Annotated in this window: 6 protein-coding genes; all 6 read left to right on the top strand. The window is 66.0% G+C overall.

Annotation, left to right across the window (positions count from 1 at the left end):
• The first annotated feature begins 119 nt into the window (after positions 1–119).
• The gene (locus WC683_18880; GenBank protein ID MFA4974676.1) at positions 120–779 is read left to right on the top strand and encodes a hypothetical protein; all 660 of its coding nucleotides are present in this window, start codon (positions 120–122) and stop codon (positions 777–779) included.
• Positions 776–2,533, top strand: a complete 1,758-nt coding sequence (locus WC683_18875; GenBank protein MFA4974675.1) for a DUF935 family protein — start codon at positions 776–778, stop codon at positions 2,531–2,533. Before WC683_18880 ends, WC683_18875 begins: the two co-directional genes overlap by 4 nt.
• The gene (locus WC683_18870; GenBank protein ID MFA4974674.1) at positions 2,530–3,960 is read left to right on the top strand and encodes a phage minor head protein; all 1,431 of its coding nucleotides are present in this window, start codon (positions 2,530–2,532) and stop codon (positions 3,958–3,960) included. The genes WC683_18875 and WC683_18870 overlap by 4 nt, the downstream gene beginning before the upstream one ends.
• On the top strand, positions 3,957–4,091 hold the full coding sequence (locus WC683_18865; protein MFA4974673.1) for a hypothetical protein: 135 nt from the start codon (positions 3,957–3,959) through the stop codon (positions 4,089–4,091). The genes WC683_18870 and WC683_18865 overlap by 4 nt, the downstream gene beginning before the upstream one ends.
• 66 nt (positions 4,092–4,157) lie before the next feature.
• Positions 4,158–5,894 carry a phage protease gene (locus WC683_18860; GenBank protein ID MFA4974672.1) on the top strand — a complete coding sequence of 579 codons (1,737 nt, stop codon included), beginning with the start codon at positions 4,158–4,160 and terminating at the stop codon, positions 5,892–5,894.
• Between the two features lie 8 nt (positions 5,895–5,902).
• A partial coding sequence (locus tag WC683_18855; GenBank protein ID MFA4974671.1) for a phage major capsid protein occupies positions 5,903–6,194 on the top strand: 292 nt, incomplete at its 3' end.

Raw genomic sequence — 6,194 nt, 5'->3', positions numbered from 1 at the left:
GACGGGATGTTCACGCACGATCAGATCATGGACGCGCATTCCGACGACGTTCAGCCGCTGTTCGACGGCGCAACGACCGCGACAAGCGATGGCGTTATCCCGCTGTTTGGTGGCGGCTGATGTCGCGTTGGCTGGTAGGCGTCGACCTGGGGCAGGCCCAGGACTTCACCGCCATATCGGCGCTGGAGCAGATCCAACACAGCACGGTCACGCCCGCCAACCACCGGGTGTTCCCGGCGCGGCCGAGATCAACCGCGGTTGCGATCGAGTACCATCTTCGCCACCTGGAGCGCCCGAAACTCGGCACGCCGTACCCTGTGATCGTTTCCCGGGTGAGGGAGATCGTCGCCCAGCCCGAACTGTGTGATTGCGCCCTTGTGGTCGATGCGACCGGCGTAGGCGCCCCCGTGGTCGACATGATGCGGGCCGCGGGGCTCAACCCGATCCCGATCTACATCACCGGCGGCAACGCAGTATCGCGCACGAAGGAAGGCTACCACGTCCCAAAGCGTGACCTCGCCACAACGTTGCAGTCGCTGGTGCAGACCTCGCGGCTCAAGATCGCAAACGGGCTGAAGGAAGGGCCAACGCTCGACCGGGAGATGATGGCCTTCCGCGTCAAGATCAACATCGCCACCGGGCACGACAGCTACGAAGCATTGCGCGAGGGCGACCATGACGACCTCGTGCTCTGCGTTGCAATGCCGTGCTGGTACGGCGAGCGCGGAGCCGGGGTTCGATACACCAGCGCCATTCACCACAGATCCGCACGAGCATGACCCTACGCACCCGAGCAACCGCCGCCCTGCAGTTGGCGGCCAGACGTGTGCCCAGGCTTGGGGCGGTTCTGGCGGCAGCGAGAGGCAAGCCGCAGCGGCGAAGCGCGATCCTGTCAGGCTCCCCGCCCAAGACGGCCATGCATTGGTCGAGCGTGCGCGGCTACACCGACATCACTCCCGCGATGATCCGCGCTGCCGAGACCGCCGCCGACGCGGGGCAACTCTACCAGGCCGCCCGGCTGTGCGAGTCGATGCTGGGCGACGACCGTATCCAGGGCTGTCTGCAGGAGGTGCGGGTTCGCGGCCTGCTCGGCCTGGATCTCACGTTCGAGCCGGGGCGTGGTCGCGGGCGCGGCAAGGCGGTCCAGTTCCTCGAGGCTGAGGAGGACTGGGACGTAGCGTACCCCGACCACGCCCTGTGCGAGATGATGACATGGGGCATCCTGCTCGGCGTGGGGCCCGCGTGGAACGACTGGCAGCAGGTCGAGCGCCCCACGGGCGGCAAGCGCCAGATCCCGGTCCTGCAGAACTGGCCGGCGCAGCATGTGCGCTGCGACACCACGACGAACAAGTGGTACGCCAAGCAGGCGGACGGAACCGAGCGCGAGATCACGCCCGGCGACGGGTTGTGGATCCTGCACACGCCCTACGGGCTGATCCGCCCGTGGGCCCGCGGCAGTTGGCGCGCGCTGTCGCGGTGGTTCCTGCTCAAGCAATACGCGAAGGATGACTGGGGCCGCTACTCCGAACGGCACGGCATGGGGCTGTTCGTGGGAACCGCGTCGGAGGGATCGAGCCCGACCGATCGCGCGGCGCTCGCGGCAGACCTCGCCAACATCGCGCGGGACTCCGAGTTCGCACTTCCGCCCGGCTACAAGGTCGAGCTCATCGAGTCCACGGCCAACACGTGGAGCACGTTCAAGGCGCAGATCGACATGGCGAACCTCGCCATCGCGATCAACCTGCTCGGCCAGAACCTCAGCACGGAAGTGCAAGCAGGCAGCTTCGCGGCGGCCAAGGCCCTCGGAAGCGTCAAGAACTCGATTCTGAAGGCGGACGCCTGGACCGCATCGTCAACGCTGCACGACCAGAGCATTGCCTTCTGGGCCGAGTACAACTTCCAGCGCGAGAACGCGCGCAAGCTGGCGCCCTGGCCGATCTGGAACACGGACCTGCCGGAAGACCTGGCCGCGAAGGCCACGACGCTCAGCACGGCGGGAGAGGCTTTGACCGCCTGGGAGAACGCAGGCGTCCCGGTCGACAAGGAGAAGTACGCCGAGGACTTCGGCGTGCCGGTCAAGGAAGGCGAGCCGTTCACGCCCGCGAAGCAGCCGGCGCCGCCTGCGCTCGGTGCGCCATCGGGCAATGGCGAGGAGGCCCCGCCGACCACAGGCAAGCCCGAAGCCGAGACGCCCGAGCCTACCGATGAGGAGCCGCCGGACGAAACAGCGCCGGTCGGAACCGCGCGGCTGGCCAGCGGAGACTCGGCCGATTCAGCCAAGGGGTTCATCCGAGGTCAGCAGTACGCCGACGCGCTCGCGGCCAACGCTCGCGACCAGGGCGCCGCGGCGCTCTCGCCTTGGATCGATGAGGTGGCGGGGATCATCGAGAAGGCCGAATCCTACGAGTCAATGCGCAAGGCGCTGCTCAAGGCGTACCCAAACGTGTCCGGAGACGAGTTCGAGAACCTCACAGCGCGCGCGCTCGTGCTGGCGGAGATGGCAGGCAGACTCGCGGTTCTCGAGGACGCGTGAGCCAGTCCGGCTGGGAGGTGGCTCCCGACGTCGCGAAGTTCGTGGAGGCCATCAAGTGGTTCTTTGCGCGCGTCCCCATCGCCGCGGAACTGTGGCAGGAGTTCACGCAAACCGAGCGCCGCAAGGCCTTCACGGTGGCGGGGGTCGCGCGAGCGGACGTGCTCAACGATGTGTTCAAGGCCATGGGGTCTGCGATCGAGAATGGCACCCCCCTCGGAGACTTCAAGAAGTCGATCGGTCAGAAGCTGCGCGACGAGTGGCAGGGGAGCGTGAAGAACCCGGCCTGGCGTTTGGAGGTCATCTACCGCAACAACTGCGGGCTCGCGCACAGCGCCGGACGCTGGGCGCAGATGAACGACCCAGCCATTTTACCGATTCGGCCCTTCGGTATGTACGACTCCATCATGGACCTGCGCACGACAGAGCGCTGCGAGACGCTCGATGGTGTTGTGCTGCCTATGGAGGAGTTTGCGAAGCGCGGCTGGATTCCGCCGCTTCATCACGCCTGCAGGGGCGGCATCCGATCGCTCCGCAGGAAGCAGGCAGAACGTCAAGAGAAGTTCGGTAAGCCGCCGCCCAAGGTGCAGGCACAGGACGGCTGGGGAGCGCCGCCCGATAAGGCCGAGTGGAAGCCGGACCTCACGAAGTACCCACCGGAACTGAGCAAGCAGGTCAAGCAGCACCTGGCCAAGGCGAACAGCGTGGGCCCGATGCCAGCGCCGAAGGGAACGAAGTTCGTTGAGCCTGTGAAGCCGAGTGTGCAGCACCCCAAGCCTTCGGATTCGATCGAATGGGATAGTATCGGCGCGGCCGACCGCAAGCGCATCGAGGCAGCCATGAAGGCCGCCGACGAGTCGCATGCCGGCAAGCCCGCCAACGTGAGGGTCGCGGTCGGAGACCCGGAGAAGTTCGGAGGCCCCGCAAAGGCGAACGGCATCCACGCTCCACTGGCCGACGGTGACGGTTGGGGGATCGTCATCAACCCGAAGTCGGACTCGAAGGAATTGGACTTCCTGCACGAGTACGGGCACCAGGTCGATAGGGCAGGCCTCAAGCTCACAACGAAGTCGGGCGCGATTGCTTCCGAGGCAAGGAAGCTGCCGGAGGTCAAGGCGCTCATCGCCGCGATCGACAAGAGCGCAGCTTCCAAGCGCATCGCCGAGGTCTATGCGAAGGTTGCGGGCAAGAGCGCCGAAGCGGCTTCGCACCTGGAGTACATGGCTCGGCGCAGCGAGCAGTTCGCGCGCGCCTATGCCCAGTTCGTGGCGAAGCGCAGCGGAAACAAGACCCTGCTCAAGCAACTCGAAGACATGCGCAAGGGACGCGACGATCGCGGGTATCTCCCGATGCAATGGGAGGACGATGACTTCGGGCCGATTGAGAAGGCGCTTGAGGCGCTGCTCGGGAAACTGGGGAACGAACCATGACCTCGAAGAAGGACTGGATCGAGGACATGGAGCAGGACGACTACGACGCAATCGTTGAGCAGTGCGCCCGCTACCACCATGACGAGGTGGAAGAGATCGACCTGAGCGGCGACGAATCGACAGCGAAGTAGGGCCAACCAACACTCACACGTAGCGTCCACCGACCCGGCGGGCGCCCACACAGGTGCACCATGCGTATGCGCGGACTGGGAATGCCGGTCGCGATCCTCCGCAAGGGGGAGCAGGCGGCGAAGGGCCCGCCCACGGAGATCCGCATCTTCCGGGCGGGCATCAACAAGACCACGAAGGGGAGCTTCCTGTTCGACGCAGAGGCCGCCGCTGCCGTCATGGCTGCGTTCACGCAGTACGGCAATGAGCTGTGCTTCGACCTGGGGCACTCGATCCCCGATCCGAGCGTGTCGGTCGAGAACAAGAAGGCGGTCGGCTGGTTCACGCTCGAAGTGCGCGAGACCGACGACGGGCCCGAGCTGTGGGCCATCAACTGCCGGTGGAAGAAGGAAGTCGCACAGGAGATCGCCGACGAGGAATGGGGCTACGTCTCGCCGTGGTTCTACTTCGACGAGTCGAATGGGCGCGTGCTTGAGATCATCAACTGCGCTCTGACGAACGTGCCCGCGACGTTCAACGCGTTCCCGCTGCGCGAGGCCGCCGACCGGCGCACCGCACAGCTCGAGGTGGGGTTCAACACGATCCAGAGTGCGCTTCGCTCCGCGCTGGTGCGCCGCTACGGGATCGATCCTTCGGTGTGCTTCAACGGCCCGTGGATCGTCGAGGTCTACAACGACCGGGTCGTCTACGAGATGACCAGCAAGCTCTGGCAGATCGGCTATCAGATAGTCGGCGAGACCGCCGTGCTGCAGGGCGACCCGCAGCAGGTCGAAATCCAGTACGTGCCAGTTGCCCAGCAGCAGTTCGCATCAGCCGTGGCCTTCAAGTCCGGCCCGATCGACAGCTCCGCAGGCTGGAGCGGCAAGGCAGCGGCTACCAGCGTGCGCAACTGGGCAACGGGCGAGGACGGCAAGCTCGACCTGGGCAAGTACAGCCGCGCGTTCGCTGCGTTCGACGCAGAAAAGCCTGAGTCGCTCGACTCCTACAAGCTCATCCACCACGAGGTGCAGGGCGGAAAACTCGTGGTCTCTCGCGCCGGCTGCATCGCTGCGGCGAACGCCCTGGAAGGCGCGCGCGGCGGGGTCGACCTGCCCGAGGCGGACATGAAGGGGGCAAGGGACCACATCGGCAAGCACTACGCCGACATGGAGATGAGTCCTCCATGGGAGGCGAAGGCAAGCATCTCGCAGCCGCAAGGGGCGGTTGCTTCAACGGGGCGCGCGAGCGCCAAGGAGACGTCCATCATGGACAAGGCATTTCTCAGTGCGCTCGGCTTGGCCGAGAACGCGCCGGAGACCGAGGCGCTCGCGAAGCTGACCCGGCTTGCGGCAGATGTCGGCGAGCTGTGCAAGCTCACCGGCAAGGACAACCCGAGCGAGGCCCTGGGCGTCGCCACTGCGTGGAAGTCGCACGCGGAGCAGCTGCCGGCGGCGCAGAAGCAGGTCGCTGACCTGCAGAGCGCAGCCCGCAAGGCCGAGGTCACGGCGATCCTCGACGGCGCTCCGACCAAGGTCACGGAGGCCATGAAGCCTTCGCTGCTGGCCGCGCGCCCGTTCGACAAGGACGACGACGTGGCCTGGCTCAAGGCCCACGTCGAGGCGCTGCCGACGATCGCGGCGCTTGACAAGGCCAACAAGCCGAATCCTCCGGCCACCAACGAGACCGGCGCCAACACCGCCGCACTCACCCACAACGGCAAGACGTACGAGCAACTCTCCCACATGGAGAAGGACGCTCTGTACCGCAGTGACAAGGCAACCTTCGACGCGCTCAGGGCGGACTCCGCCAAGCGCACTGGCAAGTGAGGTAGGCCATGGGAACCACAACCAAGACCAACATCATCATCCCGGAACTCATGGCCGAAGCAGTGCGCGGCGGGTTCGCGGGCATGGAGCTGATGGGCGGCACGGGCGCCGCCATCGTCAAGACCGGCATGCCGGACGGCAAGGTGAAGGTGGGCGACACCGTCAAGGTGCCGTACTTCGCCTCGATCGGCGAGGCCGAGGATCTGGCGGCGGACGGCGACGCGCTGACGCCCGCCACCCTGACCGAGTCGAGCGAGACCTCGACCGTTGCCCACTCGGGCAAGGCGTTCGAGATCACGC

The organism is bacterium, from assembly GCA_041648665.1.
Lineage (GTDB): Bacteria > UBA10199 > UBA10199 > 2-02-FULL-44-16 > JAAZCA01 > JAFGMW01.
The sequence above is the reverse complement of the archived record's forward strand: the minus strand, read 5'-3'. Positions and strand labels throughout refer to the sequence as shown.

Excerpts from the sequence above, each read along its gene's own strand:
- WC683_18875 (MFA4974675.1), top strand. The coding sequence starts at position 776 with ATGACCCTACGCACCCGAGCAACCGCCGCCCTGCAGTTGGCGGCCAGA.
- WC683_18880 (MFA4974676.1), top strand. The coding sequence starts at position 120 with ATGTCGCGTTGGCTGGTAGGCGTCGACCTGGGGCAGGCCCAGGACTTC.
- WC683_18860 (MFA4974672.1), top strand. The coding sequence starts at position 4,158 with ATGCGCGGACTGGGAATGCCGGTCGCGATCCTCCGCAAGGGGGAGCAG.
- WC683_18865 (MFA4974673.1), top strand. The coding sequence starts at position 3,957 with ATGACCTCGAAGAAGGACTGGATCGAGGACATGGAGCAGGACGACTAC.